The organism is Bradyrhizobium algeriense, assembly GCF_036924595.1.
Lineage (GTDB): Bacteria > Pseudomonadota > Alphaproteobacteria > Rhizobiales > Xanthobacteraceae > Bradyrhizobium > Bradyrhizobium algeriense.
This window is the reverse complement of the sequence record NZ_JAZHRV010000001.1, coordinates 4,283,802-4,298,254: the sequence shown is the minus strand read 5'-3', so window position 1 is coordinate 4,298,254 and position 14,453 is coordinate 4,283,802. Positions and strand designations below refer to the sequence as shown.

Annotated in this window: 15 protein-coding genes; 9 read left to right on the top strand and 6 right to left on the bottom strand. The window is 63.6% G+C overall.

Translation table 11 applies throughout. The annotated features are described in order from the left end of the window. Position 1 precedes the first annotated feature (1 nt). Complete coding sequence (locus V1286_RS20975) at positions 2-346, top strand: DUF1491 family protein (RefSeq protein ID WP_108513073.1); 345 nt, start codon at positions 2-4, stop codon at positions 344-346. 13 nt (positions 347-359) lie between these two features. On the opposite strand, the gene V1286_RS20970 is transcribed toward V1286_RS20975, so the two are convergent. Next, a complete protein-coding gene (locus V1286_RS20970; RefSeq protein WP_334482216.1) occupies positions 360-1,337 on the bottom strand; it encodes a DUF2336 domain-containing protein in 978 nt (325 codons plus the stop codon). Positions 1,338-1,580: 243 nt separating this feature from the next. On the opposite strand from V1286_RS20970, the gene V1286_RS20965 reads away from it, so the two are divergent. Together V1286_RS20965 and V1286_RS20960 are read left to right on the top strand one after the other, a co-directional pair. Continuing rightward, positions 1,581-1,781, top strand: coding sequence for a hypothetical protein (locus V1286_RS20965; protein WP_108513071.1), 201 nt, complete (start codon positions 1,581-1,583; stop codon positions 1,779-1,781). A gap of 16 nt (positions 1,782-1,797) precedes the next feature. After that, a complete protein-coding gene (locus V1286_RS20960; RefSeq protein ID WP_334482214.1) occupies positions 1,798-2,571 on the top strand; it encodes a hypothetical protein in 774 nt (257 codons plus the stop codon). Between the two features lie 148 nt (positions 2,572-2,719). Here the strand turns inward: V1286_RS20960 and V1286_RS20955 are convergent, their stop codons facing one another. Then, on the bottom strand, positions 2,720-4,363 hold the full coding sequence (locus tag V1286_RS20955) for a winged helix-turn-helix domain-containing protein (RefSeq protein ID WP_334482212.1): 1,644 nt from the start codon (positions 4,361-4,363) through the stop codon (positions 2,720-2,722). Positions 4,364-4,440: 77 nt separating this feature from the next. On the opposite strand from V1286_RS20955, the gene V1286_RS20950 reads away from it, so the two are divergent. Then, complete coding sequence (locus tag V1286_RS20950) at positions 4,441-5,421, top strand: Bug family tripartite tricarboxylate transporter substrate binding protein (RefSeq protein ID WP_334482211.1); 981 nt, start codon at positions 4,441-4,443, stop codon at positions 5,419-5,421. 25 nt (positions 5,422-5,446) lie between these two features. Further along, a complete protein-coding gene (locus V1286_RS20945; protein ID WP_334482210.1) occupies positions 5,447-6,463 on the top strand; it encodes a methyltransferase in 1,017 nt (338 codons plus the stop codon). A gap of 123 nt (positions 6,464-6,586) precedes the next feature. Here the strand turns inward: V1286_RS20945 and V1286_RS20940 are convergent, their stop codons facing one another. After that, the gene (locus tag V1286_RS20940) at positions 6,587-7,447 is read right to left on the bottom strand and encodes a LysR family transcriptional regulator (RefSeq protein WP_334482208.1); all 861 of its coding nucleotides are present in this window, start codon (positions 7,445-7,447) and stop codon (positions 6,587-6,589) included. Between the two features lie 92 nt (positions 7,448-7,539). Between V1286_RS20940 and V1286_RS20935 the strand changes: the two genes are divergently transcribed. Then, a complete protein-coding gene (locus V1286_RS20935) occupies positions 7,540-7,839 on the top strand; it encodes an MBL fold metallo-hydrolase (protein WP_334482207.1) in 300 nt (99 codons plus the stop codon). Beyond that, positions 7,734-8,405: an MBL fold metallo-hydrolase gene (locus tag V1286_RS20930; protein ID WP_334482205.1), complete on the top strand. Its 672-nt coding sequence runs from the start codon at positions 7,734-7,736 to the stop codon at positions 8,403-8,405. Before V1286_RS20935 ends, V1286_RS20930 begins: the two co-directional genes overlap by 106 nt. A 221-nt stretch (positions 8,406-8,626) precedes the next feature. Here the strand turns inward: V1286_RS20930 and V1286_RS20925 are convergent, their stop codons facing one another. The 3 genes from V1286_RS20925 to V1286_RS20915 form a co-directional block, all read right to left on the bottom strand. Further along, complete coding sequence (locus tag V1286_RS20925) at positions 8,627-9,241, bottom strand: DUF1254 domain-containing protein (protein WP_334482204.1); 615 nt, start codon at positions 9,239-9,241, stop codon at positions 8,627-8,629. Further along, positions 9,238-9,816, bottom strand: a complete 579-nt coding sequence (locus tag V1286_RS20920) for a DUF1214 domain-containing protein (RefSeq protein WP_108513064.1) — start codon at positions 9,814-9,816, stop codon at positions 9,238-9,240. Before V1286_RS20920 ends, V1286_RS20925 begins: the two co-directional genes overlap by 4 nt. Before the next feature lie 152 nt (positions 9,817-9,968). Continuing rightward, positions 9,969-12,254: a transglycosylase domain-containing protein gene (locus V1286_RS20915; protein WP_334482201.1), complete on the bottom strand. Its 2,286-nt coding sequence runs from the start codon at positions 12,252-12,254 to the stop codon at positions 9,969-9,971. Between the two features lie 284 nt (positions 12,255-12,538). Here V1286_RS20915 and V1286_RS20910 point away from each other — a divergent pair, with 284 nt between their 5' ends. Both V1286_RS20910 and V1286_RS20905 read left to right on the top strand, forming a co-directional pair. Next, the gene (locus V1286_RS20910; RefSeq protein WP_334489811.1) at positions 12,539-13,054 is read left to right on the top strand and encodes a YcgN family cysteine cluster protein; all 516 of its coding nucleotides are present in this window, start codon (positions 12,539-12,541) and stop codon (positions 13,052-13,054) included. 183 nt (positions 13,055-13,237) lie between these two features. Next, positions 13,238-14,365 (top strand): M12 family metallopeptidase, encoded by a 1,128-nt coding sequence (locus V1286_RS20905; RefSeq protein WP_334482199.1) that lies wholly within the window; start codon positions 13,238-13,240, stop codon positions 14,363-14,365. Positions 14,366-14,453: the final 88 nt, after the last annotated feature.

The window sequence follows — 14,453 nt, the reverse complement described above, 5'->3', positions numbered from 1 at the left end:
CATGCGATTGAAATCATCCATCTGGGTAGCCGCCTATCTGCGCCGCTGCCAGACTGAAGGAATCTTTGGCGCCGTGCGCAAGCGCGGCGCGGAGGAGGCGGGGGCGGTGTTCGTCAAGGTGGCGCTGCTCGACGGCAACGCCATGCTGTATGCACCGGCGCCGCAGACCGTCTATGACGAGAGCCGTCCGGCCGAGCGGCTGTTCGCGCCGGCCTCGCCGCAGCCGGTGCCGGAGCAATCGGTGGAGGAACGTCTCACCAAGGAACTCCGCTTCGATCCCGACGCCTGGATCGTCGAGACCGAAGACCGGGCAGGGCGGCACTTTCTGGATCTGGCGAAGGCTTAATTAGGACCGCGCGCTAACGCTTCGAGCCGTCGGTGCCAGTGCGAATAGCCGGCGCCGTTCCGGGCTGCACGGCAGGCCGTGTTTGCAATGTCGCCGCACGGGCGCGATGGCGTTCGTCGTCGTAGAGCGCAGCGCGATATTTGGCGCGGGTGACCGCCATGGTCGAGCCGCGCCACGCCGCCAGCATCACCAGCGCGGATCGTTCGCTCAAGCGGTCGTAAAGCCGCGACAAACGATAAACATGATGCACGGATGAGCCGAACTCGGGATTGAGGAACAGCAGCACGCGCTGGAACGCGGCGCTCGGCATGTCCAGCGCGCGCGCGGCGCAGGCCAGCGGCTCGCCGCCGGGATCGTGCACCACCTGTTCGGCAATCCGCTGCGGCAGGATCAAGGCTTCGCCGATTTCGAGCGCGAAGTTTTCGGTGTCCTCGGCGAATGCGGCCATCTCCAGGATATGGAGCGCGCGCGCGGCGCGGGCTGCGGGAATTCGCGGCGAGGCTTTCAGCGGCGTGTCGGCAAGATTGTGCAGGATCAGCGCGCGTTCGCTGGCGCCCGCCGCGAAGAACATGTCGCTGATTTCGGCGGCATCGTTGGGCCGCATCGACAGGGTGGACGCCATCCGCAACTGCGCTTCCGTCGGCGCCTTCACCACAGGCTCGCTGGCCGGAGCCGCGGCAATCGGAGCTGCGAGCGGCAAGTCCTGGCCGGGGGACGAACGCCGCAGCCCGAGCTTGTCCATGATCTCGGCCGGGGTCGCCGGATAGATCGCGAGCCGCGCCCGCACCGCGGCGCGGGTCGCGTCATCGACCTGGTCGATCAGGCGGGAGGTCAGTTCGACGAACTGCCGTTCCTCGTCGGCGGAATGGACGCTGGTCTGGACATAGAGGTCGGTCAGCACGCGCAGCAAGGTCGGCCTGATATCGACGCCCTCGCGGCGCGAGAGCGTCATCAGCCCGTCGAATCCTGGAAACAATGGAGCTGCGGTCATGTCAGGTGTGTACGCGACTTCGGTAATCCCTCGCGGCAGCCTACGCACGGCACTTTAAGAGTTGGTTAAGGAAAACAGCCCGTGAAGAAATCCACTAAAATGCCAACTTTCGGCGGGCGCCGGGCCCGGAACCCGTAACTGTACCGCCTGCATAAATTAAGATGCCATTAACCACGTTCTGTTCTGAATAATGGCATGTCGCTGGCCAGATCGTGTCCGTGCGGCAACCAGAGAGAACGGAACATGGGCACCATCATTGAATTTCCGGCGGATGCGGCTTCGCGACGGCCGGGCTCAACCATGGATGGCGCTCCACGCGATGGCTTGGGAACCGTGCTGATCCTTCCCGTTGTCCGCATCGAACGTGCAGCCGGCGAAACCGGCGACGGGCGCGGGCCGGAAGAGGGGACGGCGCCCGGTCGCCGTCGCCGTCGGCGCCCCTGAACGACGGACGTTTGCAATGCCGGAGCTGTGCCTCCCGATCCGGACCACCGGGCTTCGGTCACTCCCGGCGCTCATGCTGCTCGTGGCAAGCGCTGTGCTCGGCGGCTGCAGCGGCGGCGATTTCGGCCGCACCCGCGCCGATATGCGCAACGACGACATGCACCGCTGGCTGGGCGCCGAGGCTACGGCCAGCGTCGGCCTCAAGCCCTCCCACTTCCAGCTCACCGAAAACGAACGCCAGCTTCGCGATCTCGCCTATCCCCTGATCGAGCCGCCGCACTCGCGGCCCGCCTGGAAGAGCGTGTTCGGCGATTACCAGCCATTGCCTTCGCCATGGCGGCAGAAGGTGGTGTTCGACCGCACCACCTACGGACGCGCTTTGATCGACGAGCCGCACCGTTCGCACACCTCGCGTTATCAGCAGTTGATCGAGGACGTCCGCAACGACATCACGCGGTTCGAGCCGTTCTTTGCCTCCGCCGCGCGCGTCATCGAACTCGACCGCAAGCGCAGCGCCAGCCTCAAAATGGTGTCGGAACTATCGCCGCGCGAACAGGCCGATGCGATCGCCCGCATGGAAGAGAACACGCTGATCGTGCAATGGGTCCAGCAATGCCTGGAGCGGCGCATTTCGTCGTATCGCTGGGCGCTGGAGCGGCTGGTGATTCAGGCGCCCGACACTATTGCGGCCGATGCCGACCGCCTGATCGGTGAACTCGCAGCGCAAACTGCAAACCCGCCGGTCGCTGCCCAGCCCGTGATCGGGCGGGCAGTGACGGTGAAGGGTTAAACTACGGCGTTACTCATAAATCTGAAAAAGAGCCATGTACTTGGCGATGTTCGGATTACGCTCAGAAGCGGACATCTGGGCTGGCCTTCAGCGAGTCTGCAGAAGTTCGCGAGATCGATCCTTCTGGCCCTTATTGCCTGTTCGCCATTCATTTCTGGCGAAGTCCTGCCTTGCGTAGGCCGTCGGCGATGCGAGCTCGCTGCGTAAGACAGGTCGGATTATCCGTTGGCGAACTGGCGTGGAATTGAGCGATACTGAAATCCGGAGCAAGGATGAGCCCCGCCTGCACATAAGCTCGTGATTCCTCGATCTGACGGAGATGAGCCAACGCGGCGGCAAGATAGAAATGGACGAACGGGGCAATGTTCCGGTTGGTCTCGATGGAGCGCTTGAACCAGTGAACAGCCGTCTCATCGGCTCCAAGATATGACTGCGCTACGCCGGCCGTATTCATCCAGGAAGAGGCCTTGTTGTCGCGGGGAGAGAGCCGGAATGCTTCCATGATGTGGGCTTCAGTCTCCTCGGCCCGACCCAGATTGCACTTGCCAAGTCCGATCCATGCATGGGCGGTGGCCAGATTTCGATCCAGCGCCAACGCCCGCTCACATTCGGCAATGCCCTGGGCGGCGCGTTTGGTGAAAATCTGGACGACGCCCATCAGGCAATGCGCCCTCGCGTGATTAGGCGTGTGGGCAAGTATTCCGGCCAAGGACGCCTCGACCACCCGCAGGGGCGCCGTCCGGTCGATCAGCATGGAGGTAGCCCGCATGGCATCGACGTCGGCCATGCCCACCATGGCTTCGACGTTCGCGGCGTCCAGGCGGAGCGCTTGTTCGAAGAATGGGCGCGCCTGCGACAGGCTTGCGGGATCCGTTCCGCGATTCAGATACAACATGCCCTGGAAGTACAGGTCCATCGAATCCGGATGCGGTGCCCGCGCTGCGCGCCGTGCCTCCACCATTACCAGCTCGGTTCCCAGTTGATTGGCAAGACGGGCACCGATCTCGTCCTGCATGTCGAAGAGGCCGGCGACCTGTTTGTCGAAACGTTCGCCCCACAAATGATTGCCGGTCTCGGCATCGATGAGCTGGACGTTGATGCGCATCCGGCCTCCAGCCCGCTGCACCGAGCCCTCGAGCACGTAGCGAACGCCGAGCTCGCGGCCGATCTGCGTTAGATCGACATGCTTTCCCTTGTAGGTGAAGGCGGTGTTGCGGCCGATCACGAAGATGCCGGCCATTCGCGACAGATCCGTGGTCAGGCTCTCGGTCACGCCGTCGACGAAATAATCTTGCGCGGGATCGGGGCTCAGATTGGCGAAGGGCAGAACCACGAGCGACGGCTTGCCTGCGGCGGGGCTTGGCGAGCTGATGACCGTCGCTATTGTCGGGTCGGGTGCCTCGCGAACGGTGGCGACGAATCGGACGCCCTTGCGTGGAAAGGTCTTGATGAGTCGCTGCTCGTCTCCGGAATCGCCGATCGCCTTCCGCACCGCATTGAGCCGCGTGGTCAGAGCGACGTCCGTGACGACGCGGCCTTGCCAGATTGTGCTGATCAGGTCGTCCTTGCTGACGACGCGCTCGCGGTTGCCGATCAGATAGCCGAGCAGGTCGAACACCTGTGGCGCGATGGCGATCACATCCGCTCCGCGGCGCAGCTCACGCCGGTCGGTGTCGAGAGAAAAATTATCAAAGAAATAGCGCAAACCACCTCCCCGCAACCGCGGTCGATCGTTGAAATCCTTCTGTTCAAGAATAAGCTGCCGGTAAGGAAAAAGTAAGCCGGCGACCAAGCCTGTCGGTCCCCGACGTGATACATCCGACGGTAGAACCCGCGCGGAAACATTGGGCTACGTCAGGGAGACAGGCGATGATCACGCGTCGTAACGTGTTGACGGTGTCGGCGGCCGCTGCCGCGTTCTCCGCCGCGCATCTTGTGCCGCGGGCGCTTGCACAGCCGATCGCGAGAACCGTGCATATCCTGACGGGCTTCACGCCCGGGCTACAGGACGCCTTGGCGCGGCTCGTGGCCGGTCAGATGAGCGGCTATGCGCAAACCATCGTGGTCGAGAGCCGGCCGGGCGCAGGCGGTCGCATCGCGGTGGAGGCGGTGAAGAGCGCCGACGCCGACGGAGCGGTCATGCTGTTCGCGCCGCTCGGCTTCATGATGTTTTTTCCGCACGTCTATAAGACGCTGAGATACCAGCCGCGGGATTTCACGCCGGTGTCGACCGTCGCCTCGACCCCGACATTGCTGACGGTCGGCCCGAAGGTGCCGGCCGACGTCAAGACGCTGGCAGATTTCGTTGCTTGGTGCCGCGCCAATCCGAAGCTCGCCACCTTTGGCACGCCGGGCGCTGGAACCACGCTGCATTTTCTCGGTACGATGCTGGGCCGCAGCGCGGGCTTCGATTTTCTTCACGTGCCCTATCAGGGCAATGGCGCGATTCAGGATCTGGTCAAGGGCGTGATTGCAGCGGCTGTCATGCCGATCGGCAGCGCGCTCGGACTCGTCCAATCTGGAGACCTTCGTGCGCTGGCGACCACTGGGCCCCGCCGCTGCCCGTTCGTTCCGGCGGTACCGACGGTGCGGGAAGCTGGATATCCGTCGCTCGAGGACCTCACATGGTTTGCGTTCTTCGTTCCGGCGAAGACGCCGGCGTCGATCGTCGACAAGCTCAATGCCGCGATCCAGGCGGCCTTGCGCACCGACGAGGTCAGGGCCGGTATGGCAAAACTGGCCGTCGAGCCCGACGCGATCGCCATGGGAGACTTCGCCCGGCTGATCGCATCCGAATCCGACCGGTGGAAGGCGATCGTGCAGGCAACGGGGTTCGTCCCGACCGATTGAACCCGGCATTGACAGGAGGCAATACATGAGCCGGCCAGCATCCGTGCATGATCTCGTGCAGTCGCATCGCATCACCGCAGTGATCTATGCGGCGGCGAAGCTCAAGCTCGCCGAGGTCATCGGCGATGAGGTGAAATCGGTGGCCGAACTCGCCCGGCTGGTGTCCGCCGACGAAAGTGCGCTGCGCAGACTGCTCGTTGGCCTGACGACACTTGGCCTATGCAGGCAGGCCGACCGGGACCGGTTTGCCATGACCGATCTCGGCCGGCAGCTCGACGAGACCGCCGACCCATCCTTCAAGGACTGGGTTCTCTTTGAGGGCGAGATGCTCGCGCAATCCTGGAGCGGACTGGTCGACTCGGTTCGCTCTGGGAAGAGCGCGGCCGAGTTGCGCGGCGATGGCGACGATCGCTATGCCGCGACAAGCAATGCGCCGGAATGGACCCGCCAGTTCAACGCTGCGATGGTCAGCCTCACGCGGACCATCGTTCCGAAGGTCGTTGTGGCGCACGACTTCGCGGCCGCGCGCGTTGTCATGGATCTCGGCGGCGGCACAGGCGAATTGATCGGCGGCGTGCTCAAGCACAACCCACATCTTGAGGGCATCGCCTTCGACCTTGCGCGCTGCGAGGCAGAAGCGCATGCGCATTTTGATCGACTTGGCATCGCCGATCGCTGCCGGTTCGTTGCCGGCAGTTTCTTTGAAGGAGTTCCGGGCGGTGCCGACACGATCCTGATGAAGAGCATCCTACACAATTGGAAAGACGATCGTTGCGAGGTCCTTCTGCGCAACTGCCGGGACGCGCTGCCGGCCGGCGGAACGTTGATCGTGATCGAGCGGATCATGCCGGAGCTTGCCACGACCGAGACCCAGGACCGCTCCTGCGCCATGAGCGATCTCAATATGCTGAGGGGACCTGGTGGCTGCGAGCGGACGGAAGCCGAGTATCGCAGGCTGGCCGTCTTGGCCGGCTTCGCCTTCGTCAGGACAAGCGGTATCGGCTCGTTCAGCTTAGTCCAATTCAGAAAGGTTGGACACTAAGTGTGCCTACCACCGCGCCTCACTGACGTATCCGGATTTCCTAAGGATAACGGGAACGATTTCCGCCTCGTCCGGATGTCCGCTTTTCCGGAGTGACCAGCGCATGTCTTGTGAGTACACGCCCTAGCGCCCGGTCTTGCCCGCCGATTTGGCACGGCCCGCTTTGGGCCGTTGCCGCTGCAGTTGTGCGATAAAGTTCTGCAAGGCTTCCGACGGCGGCCGCACCGCGCTGTAGGCGAGCCCCACCTCGCGCTTCACGTCAACGTCGATCTCGCGCACGGCGACATCGGAATTGGCGCGCGCCACGCCTTCGGGAACGATGGCAATGCCGACGCCGGCGGCCACCAGCGCCATCGCCCAGTCTTCCGATTCGGCAATCGCCGCGGGCTGCCGTGACGCCGATGCGGCGCGGCCGAAAAATTCGCTCTGCTCGCAATGACAGCGATCGACCATGGCGACGCCGGCAAGGTCCGCGGTGCGTAGCCGCTCCTTCAGCGTCAGCGGATGCGACGGCGGCAAGACCGCGACGTAGCGCTCGACCCAGAGCGAAACGAAATGCTCGTCGGCGCGCAGCAGGTTTTTGGAAACGATCCGCGCATCCGCGACGTCATCGACGCCAACGAGGCGGAGCGCGATCTCGGAAGTCCCGGTCAGTGGCTTCAGGAGGGCAATGGTTCGCGGCCGATCGAGCGTGCGCATCAGGCCGAGCGTCAATGCGCTCCGCGTCGCAGGTTTCCGGAACAGGTTTTTTGCGGCGTCGGCCTCGTCGATGATGCGGCGGGCCACGACGTGGAATTGTTCGGCCGCTTCCGTCGGCGCCACGCCCTTCTTGTGCCGGATGAACAGCGCCGTGCCGAGTTCGGCTTCCAGGTTGGTGATCGCCGCCGAGATCGAGGGCTGCGAGATGAAGCAGCGCTTGGCGGCCGCCGTCAGGTTGCGCTCCCTAAACACGGCCGCGAAATAGCGGAGCTCGCGGATATCCATAGGCTGTTCCTATTGATGCTATCGGATATCGATATTTTACCTATGGTGTGCGGAATGGCAAGCAAGACGCCTGACCTCGAAGGAGACATGTCATGCGCGTCCACCATCTCAACACCGGCACCATGTGCCCGATCGGCCGGCGCCTGGTGAACGGCACCGGCAGCATTTTTCAGCGCGCGCGCATGGTGTGTCATTGCCTGCTGATCGAGACCAATGACGGGCTAGCGCTGGTCGATACCGGCATCGGATTGGACGACATCGCCAACCCGCCGCGGCTGGGACCCAAATGGGTCCGGCAGACGACGCCGCGCGGCTCGATCCGGCCGAGACCGCCGTGCTGCAGGTCGAGACGCTCGGCTATTCCAGAAGCGACGTGCGGCATCTGTTGCTGACGCATCTCGACCGCGATCATGCCGGCGGCATTCCGGATTTTCCGAATGCGAAGGTGCACGTCCATCGCCGCGAGTACGACGTGGCGGTAGCGCTCCGGACGCCGGCACCGAAGGGCCGCTACATCACCGCGCAATGGCAGCATGGTCCGCAATGGGCGTTCTACGCCGAAGGCGGCGAGGATTGGTTCGGCTTCAAGGGCGTGCGCGCGCTTGGCGACCGCGAGCCCGACATCCTGATGATCCCGCTGCCGGGCCATACATCAGGCCATTGCGGCATCGCCGTGCGGAGCGGGGACAAATGGCTGCTGCACGCCGGCGATGCCTATTTCTTCCACGGTCAGATGCAGGCTTCGCCAAAAATGCCGCTGGTGCTGGGCATGTTTCAGCGCCGCGCCGACATGGATCGCGCCATGCGCGTCGAAAACCAGGAGCGGCTGCGGGCGCTCAAGGCCAATCACGGCGATGCCGTGACCATCTTCAACAGTCATGATCCCGTGGACTACGAGAATTGCCGCTGCGGCCAACACCAGGAAGTGCCGGCTCACGCTAGAGCAGGATGTGATTAGGTTGGGCCGTGACGACGGACCATCTCGTGCCGGACGCAAGCGGCGTGAGTGCTGCGAGCCGGGACCCATTCTACTTTGCATGGGGTTGTTTTCGCGATTTTTTGTCTGGGCCCTGCGTGTACCGTCGACGAGTATCTGCACTGCGTCCGGGACACGAGATCGTCAGCTTCGCGCTACTGGCGAATCGATTCGACTCCAACCCATCCTGCTCTAGGCAGTGATCAGCGCTTGGACCGTGGCGCAGGGGCCGGGGGAGGCGGCGCCGGTTCGGGTTGCTTGGCAGGTGGCGGCTCGGTCTGCACGGTGCACTGCGACGCCGCGAGCGAGGCCTGCGCCTGCGGCATCAAGCCGGGCTCCGGCGCCAAGGCCTTCAGCACGATCAGGCCGGTCGCGGTGGGGGAGTCGATGATCAGCCGGTCGGCGGCGGTGACTTCCTCATCCTCCGGCAATTCGGAATGCTGCTCTTCCGTCATCAGGTCGAGTTCGATCACCTTGCGGCCGGCGGAGCGGTCGTTGATCGCGTAATAGGCGACCTCATTGCGCGTATAGAACGACACCGAGGTATAGGCCTGGCTGACCGGCACCGTCAGCTTGATCGGTCCGCCGGTAAGGTCATAGCGGCAGATCGCGACCGCAAAGGCCGGGTCCATGAACGGCATCGGCGCGTTGTTGGGCTCGGCGAGCGGCAGCGCCGTGACGGCGTTCTCCTTGGTCATCGGCGTCAGCCGCGAATAGGCGTCCTGGGTGGCAATGCGCGGCAGCGCCAGCACGCTGACGAGATGCACCACGCCGCCCAGCAGCACGCCCGCGATGATGGTGAATACCAGCCGGATCATGGGCAGCCTACCGTCGTGATGGAAGGCATCGGCGCGTCGCGCTGCGTCCGCGTCGCCACGCCGACCGGCGTATCGTAGAGCCGCAGCATCAGCGCGTAGCGCTCGATGCCGCCGGTCGGCAGCCAGTTTCCGGCCCGCGACCGCGCCGCCACGCGGATCTCGAACGCGCCGTCGGAGCCACGGACGATTTCCTGGCTGGTGAAGCCATAGCGCTGCAGCGAATTGGCGACCAGATGGCCCTTGCGGTCGAACAGCGTCAGCGTCCAGAACCGGGCCGCCGGCGTCACCCCGCTGACAACCACGTCGCAGCGCCCGTCGAGCGGCTTGTTCTTGTCGTCTGACGTGGCCGAGAAGGCGATGCCGTCACCGGTGCCGATCGGCAGTTCGCCGCTGCGGGCAATCGAGGCGCGCGAATAGGGATCGACCTCGGCGGTGCCGCTCTTGGGCCGCGCGGTCCAGGCGCCGATCGTGAGCGTGCCGAGATCGGTGCCGCGCGTCGCCGTCATGTAGGTCGAGCCGAGACCGACGGCCGTGGCAAGCGCCAACGCCAGCAAGATGATGAAGATCAGCCGCACGGGCCAGTGCTCCGAAATCTCACGACATCAGATTCCGGTTGAACCGGCTTCATCCGAAACCTGAAGCGTTTCTTTTGATGTGAGCATATCGGCGCAGACGCCTCGCATCTGCTCCGAGGAAAGCCGGTTAACATTCTGCCGGATCATGCCTTTTAATTCTTCCGCTGCGCCGGTGCAGGCTGGTCGCCAGCGGCCGCGATATAATTCTCGGGGAAGGCCAGCGCGCCTGATGTGACCGGCTTGGCGGGCTGCTTCTGATCGTTCGACGAGGTCTTGCCCGCGGCCTTGCCGGCCTCGTCGAGCAGCTTTTCGACGCGCACCAGAATATCCGCGCCGCGCTTGGTCAATACCGGCGGCGGTCCCGGCTTGGTCTCCAGCACCCGTGCCGCGCTGTTGGCCGCGACGTTGGCAGGCTGGGCGGGCGGCGGCAGTTTCGTGCCCATGCCGATGCCGGGGATTTCCTTCACCTCGACGCCCTGATGGGCGACGAGCATGATGTCGTGCCAGGTTTGCGCGGGCAGCGAACCGCCGGTCATGCGGTTGGTCGGCGAGTAGTCGTCATTGCCGTACCAGACCGCGCAGGTGAAGTTGCCGGTATAGCCGACGAACCAGGCGTCGCGGTAGGCGTTGGTGGTGCCGGTCTTGCCCGCGGTCGGAATGCCGTCGAGGGCGGCGCGGCGGGCGGTGCCCTCGCTGACGACGTGGCTCATCATCCACGCCATGTCGGCGGCGACGGAGGCGGGAATGGCCTGCACCGGCTTCTTGCCGTCGCGGTCGAAGCGCCAGACCAGATCGCCGGCGCCGGTGCGCACTTCCAGCACCGCGTGAGGCTTTACGGATTTGCCCTTGTTCGGGAACGTCGCATAGGCGACCGCGTGTTCGAGCACGGTGACTTCATCGGAGCCGATCGGCATCGACGGCGTATCCGGCAGGGGGGCTGTGAGGCCGAACTTCCGCGCCACCTCGGTGATCTTGACGCGGCCGGCCTTGGCGGGGTTCGGCGACTTGCCGCCGAGCGCAATCGACAGCTTCACCGGCACGACATTGATCGAGCGGGTGATCGCCTGGGTCAGCGTCACCGAGCCGGAATAGGAGTGGCCATAGTTCTGCGGGCACCAATTGCCGATGCAGACCGGACCGTCGACCACGATCGATGACGGCTTGTAACCGTTCAAGAGCGCTGTGGTGTAGACATAGGGTTTGAACGAGGAGCCCGGCTGCCGGTAGGCGTCGGTCGAACGGTTGAACTGGCTGGCGCCGTAGTCGCGGCCGCCCACCATGGCGCGGACGCCGCCATCGAGATCGGCGACCACGGTGGCGGCCTGCGTGGCGTGATAGTCGCGGCCGAACTGGCGGAGCTGGTTTTCGACGGCGTCTTCGGCGGCGCGCTGCACGTTCATGTCGATCGCGGTGCGGACCACGAAGACGCGCTCGACATAGGATTTCGGGAAGGTGTCGACCAGCTTGCGCATCTCTTCGAAGGCGTAGTCGAGGTAATAGTTCGGTGAATTTTCGTCGCGGCGGTCGACGGCCATCGCCGGATTGCGCCGCGCACCGAACACCTGTCCTTCGGTCATGAAGCCGGCATCGACGAGGTTGTCGAGCACGATGTTGGCGCGGGCGCGGGCGGCGGGCAGGTTGATGTGCGGGGCGTATTTGGTCGGCGCCTTGAACAGGCCGGCCAGCATGGCGGATTCAGCGAGATTGACGTCGCGCGCCGACTTGTTGAAGTAGAAATGCGCCGCGCCGTCGACGCCGAACGTGCCGCCGCCCATATAGGCGCGGTCCAGATAGAGCTTCAGGATCTCGTTCTTGGTCAGCCGCGTCTCCAGCCAGACCGCCAGAAACGCCTCCTTCACCTTGCGCTCGATGGTGCGCTCGTTGCTCAGGAACAGGTTCTTCGCCAATTGCTGCGTGATCGAGGAGCCGCCCTGGCGCACGCCGCCGGCCTGCGCGTTGGTGACGAGGGCGCGCGCGGTGCCGGGGAAGTCGATGCCGAAATGGTCGTAGAAGCGGCGGTCTTCGGTGGCGAGCGTCGCCTTGATCAGATTGTCCGGAAAGTCTTCCAGCGGGATCGAGTCATTGTGCTTGATGCCGCGGCTGCCGATCGGATTGCCGTAGCGGTCGAGGAACGATACTGCGAGATCGGATTTCTTCAGCCAGTCGTCATCGGCGGTTTCGCGAAACGCGGGGATCGCGAGCGCCAGCATCACGATCAGCCCGCCGAGGCCGATCGTGGCGGCTTCCGAAAACGGTTCGATGAAGACCCAGCGCTTCCAGCGGCCGACATAGAAGCGGTCCATGAAGGTGGAGTAGCGCTCGTACAACTCGCGCAGGCCCTTGCCCGACGAGAACAGCGTCGAATCGATGCGCGCATCCAGATCCAGAAGGAAGTTCCGGATCTTCTGATTCCACTGCGGAGGTAGGATCTGGCGCACCGGGACCCTTGATCGTTCAAAACGCTCACGCACCCGGCCGGGCGCTGTCGAGACGTCATGCTTTGTTGTTGCGGCAAACCCAAGGCGCTTTTAGGACGCTTGGGGACTCGCAATTGTTCTATCCGAGCGGGGGCTATAAACCAATGCTCTCGCTCACCATTTTGGTGGTCAGCCCTAACGCGTTGCCACCCTTTTTTGTGCCCGTAGTCAGCCGGCTTGCGCCCCTGTCGCCGGACCTCCTAGAAGGGTTGCAACCGAACTCGAGCCGTAGACCAACCGACTTCATGACCGCACCGCCCAAGCGAGCTTCCAGCCAGGAGGGATTCTTCTGGAAAACCAAGACGTTGGAGGAAATGTCCAGCGCCGAATGGGAAAGCCTGTGCGACGGCTGCGCGCGCTGCTGCCTGGAAAAGCTCGAGGACGAGGATACCGGGAAAATCTACTTCACCCATGTTTCCTGCAAGCTGCTGGATTCCGGCCTATGCGCCTGCAAGGACTACCATAACCGTTCCGACAAGGTTCCGGATTGTGTCCGCCTGACGCCCGAGAACGTCCGCACCCTGACCTGGCTGCCGCCGAGCTGCGGCTACAAACTGGTCGCGGAGGGACGCGATCTCTATTGGTGGCACCCGCTGATTTCGGGGGACCCCAACACCGTGCATGAAGCCGGGGTTTCGGTGCGCGGCAGGGTGCTGGGCACCGAGGACGAGATTCCGGACGAAGACCTCGAAGACCATATTGTGCAATGGCCGGCGCTGTTGCCGAACCGGGCGCGTCTGAAGAAGCGGCCCAAAGTTTGAGTGTGGCGGCCGTAAACGGCAGGCGCTGACGCGGTGCGCCGGACCCTCCGCGGACGACGGACGTTTCGGACGTGTTCGCGCAGGCCGGCTGACCCCGCCTTGATTTGACTTGGCCCGGACGCTACCTTGGCTTGTATTTTCGACAGATTGATTTTCAAGGATGAATTTTGAGGGGGAGCCGACATGCCGCGTGCTCACGCCAGGAAGACCCGGAACCCGACCTACAAGAAGACAGCCAAAAAGAAATCTGCCGTTCCTGTCACGAAATCTGCCATGCGCCTGTGTGCGCTGGCGCCGCGTACGGTTCGCCCACTCAGCGCCACCGTAATGGCCGATCCGATCCGCGCGCGTTCGATCATGGTCTCGCAATCGAAATGGATGAACGGAACAGTACTGCATTATTGCTTCTTCACGTCGGGGCATTTCGCCGTTCCGAAACGGCAGGCGGCCGCGATCCGCAACGCCTTCGCCCGATGGAAGCGCGTCGGAATCGGGCTGCAGTTCAAGGAGGTGAAGGAACTCAGGGAAGCCGAGGTGCGGATCGGCTATTCGGTAAAGGACGGCGGCTCCTATTCGAGTGTCGGCCGTGAAGTGCTGAACGATCCGCTGACCCAGCCGACGACGGTCTATGGCTGGAGCCTCACCACGAAGGAAGGCCGCTCGACCGCGCTGCACGAGATCGGCCATGTGCTCGGCATGGAGCATGAGCACCAGAATCCATTTGCCGGAATCAAATGGCACGAGGAGGCCGTCTACAAGAACCTCAAAGCGCCGCCCAACGAGTGGACTCGCAAAGAGACGTTTGACAACATTCTACAGAAACTCTCGCTGGAGCAGGTACAGGGATCAAAATGGGATCCGAAGTCGATCATGGAATATGAATTCGACCCGGGCCTCATCGCCGAGCCCAAGCGGTATGAGGCCGAAGGTCTGTTTCCGCCGGGAACGCTGTCGGCGGCCGACAAGAAATGGGTCCGCAAATGGTACCCGCCGCTGAAAAAGTCACCGGACAGGCTGCACGCGTTAAAGCCCGTGGTCGTCTCGCTCGACGCCGGCAAGCAAATCGACTTCGTCATCGAACCGGCGTCGTCCAGGAAGTACACGATCGAGACCAAGGGGGCGTCGGACACGACGCTTGTCTTGTACGAAGTCATCGACGGTATGCCGCGCTATGTCTCGGGCGACGACGATAGCGGCGAAGAGCGAAACGCTGCGATCAGCCACAAGCTCTTCAGAGGCCGTCAGTATGTCGTGCGACTTCGTCTGGTGCACCCCGGTCCAACCGGCGAAGTATCGCTGGTGTACTCCTAGAGGGTCCAGTTTCCTGCGAGGACCGTATCGTCCCGTACGATCACGGGATTGCGATGGTGCCTTCGCGGGATGCTCCCATGCGCGCAAG

Bases quoted from the DNA above. Each gene is read 5' to 3' on its own strand.
- V1286_RS20975 (WP_108513073.1), top strand. From the start codon at position 2: ATGCGATTGAAATCATCCATCTGGGTAGCCGCCTATCTGCGCCGCTGC.
- V1286_RS20970 (WP_334482216.1), bottom strand. From the start codon at position 1,337: ATGACCGCAGCTCCATTGTTTCCAGGATTCGACGGGCTGATGACGCTC.
- V1286_RS20965 (WP_108513071.1), top strand. From the start codon at position 1,581: ATGGGCACCATCATTGAATTTCCGGCGGATGCGGCTTCGCGACGGCCG.
- V1286_RS20960 (WP_334482214.1), top strand. From the start codon at position 1,798: ATGCCGGAGCTGTGCCTCCCGATCCGGACCACCGGGCTTCGGTCACTC.
- V1286_RS20950 (WP_334482211.1), top strand. From the start codon at position 4,441: ATGATCACGCGTCGTAACGTGTTGACGGTGTCGGCGGCCGCTGCCGCG.
- V1286_RS20945 (WP_334482210.1), top strand. From the start codon at position 5,447: ATGAGCCGGCCAGCATCCGTGCATGATCTCGTGCAGTCGCATCGCATC.
- V1286_RS20940 (WP_334482208.1), bottom strand. From the start codon at position 7,447: ATGGATATCCGCGAGCTCCGCTATTTCGCGGCCGTGTTTAGGGAGCGC.
- V1286_RS20935 (WP_334482207.1), top strand. From the start codon at position 7,540: ATGCGCGTCCACCATCTCAACACCGGCACCATGTGCCCGATCGGCCGG.
- V1286_RS20930 (WP_334482205.1), top strand. From the start codon at position 7,734: ATGGGTCCGGCAGACGACGCCGCGCGGCTCGATCCGGCCGAGACCGCC.
- V1286_RS20925 (WP_334482204.1), bottom strand. From the start codon at position 9,241: ATGATCCGGCTGGTATTCACCATCATCGCGGGCGTGCTGCTGGGCGGC.
- V1286_RS20910 (WP_334489811.1), top strand. From the start codon at position 12,539: ATGACCGCACCGCCCAAGCGAGCTTCCAGCCAGGAGGGATTCTTCTGG.
- V1286_RS20905 (WP_334482199.1), top strand. From the start codon at position 13,238: ATGCCGCGTGCTCACGCCAGGAAGACCCGGAACCCGACCTACAAGAAG.